The sequence below is a fragment of the Yersinia sp. 1252 StPb PI genome (genome assembly GCF_048593885.1).
GTDB classification, from domain to species: Bacteria; Pseudomonadota; Gammaproteobacteria; order Enterobacterales; family Enterobacteriaceae; genus Yersinia; species Yersinia enterocolitica_E.
In genome coordinates, this window is sequence record NZ_JAZGQE010000388.1 from 1 (window position 1) to 1,178 (window position 1,178).

The following is a 1,178-nucleotide window of genomic DNA, read 5'->3' on the forward strand; positions in this document are numbered from 1 at the left end:
TGACTTAAAAAGTTAACTTATCCCTGTGTTTTTATAATTAACTATTAGCCAGGGGAAAAGGTTGTTTTCACTTTTTATTTTTATTAGCAAAGTCCTGATAATTATCTTTAGTGATGAGTTGATAAGGAATCATAACACTGCTTTCAACTTTCTGGCCGGAGGTTAATTTAATCGCAGTATCTACAGCGCCTTCTCCTTGACCTTTAGCATCTTGGAAAATACTGACATTCAAATCGCCTTTCTTAATAAACTCAAGCGCATCGGGTGTGCCATCAATGCCACCAATTACTACGCCATTTTTCTTCGCTTGTTTTAAGGCTAAAATAGCCCCAATGGCCATTTCATCATTATTTGATGCAATGGCATCTATTTGTTGCCCAGACAAAACCCAATCAGTGGTAACGTCTACCGCTTCTTTGCGGAAAAATTTTGCAGTTTGCTTATCAATGATATGAATATCTGGATACTGAGCTGCAACTTTCTCTACTCCCCGAGTTCTATCACGAGTAGCCTCACTCGAGAGTTCCCCCATCAGGATCATTACGTTGCCTTTCCCCCCCATCAGCTTCGCTAATTCCTCCATCTGTAGACGACCTGCAAGCTCAGAATCTGATCCCACATAGGCCATACCAGCTGGTAACGTTATTTCAGGGCGGCGATTCACAAAAACCAATGGTATCTTCGCCTGTTCAGCTAATTTGATCATTGGCTTTACACCTTGAGTATCTACCGGATTCAGAATAATGGCATCGACCCCTTGACTGACAAAATTCTCTACCTGCTGAATTTGTTGGGCAATATCCCCTTTTGCATCCTCGAATTGCCCAGTGACATTCCCTTCTTCTTTCATTTTGTTTTGCATGGCCTGACGTAATATTGTCAGGAAGTTATCATCGAAGTAAGCCATGGAAACGCCAATTTTAAGATCTTTAGCATAAGCACCCAATGGCAACAGACAAATAGCGAGTGAGGCGATAATAATTTTTTTCAGCTTCATGAACTATACCCTTCAAAAGTGGAATGCATTAACATCTCAGCGCCCGCTTATTGAAAATATTTTTTTACAACTGCATGACTCGGCAGAAAATAAAAATAGTTATTTTAGGCACTTCAATGCACTTCCGTGAATGCAACCGCCCCATCCCCGGCTTGAAATTCACAAATAATCAATATAAAAC

General features: G+C 40.4%; 1 protein-coding gene. It reads right to left on the reverse strand.

Annotated elements, in window-relative coordinates:
- Positions 1-67: 67 nt before the first annotated feature.
- Positions 68-997, reverse strand: a complete 930-nt coding sequence (locus V2A85_RS23825) for a sugar ABC transporter substrate-binding protein (protein WP_372558866.1) — start codon at positions 995-997, stop codon at positions 68-70.
- Positions 998-1,178: the final 181 nt, after the last annotated feature.

Bases quoted from the DNA above. Each gene is read 5' to 3' on its own strand.
- V2A85_RS23825 (WP_372558866.1), bottom strand. From the start codon at position 997: ATGAAGCTGAAAAAAATTATTATCGCCTCACTCGCTATTTGTCTGTTG.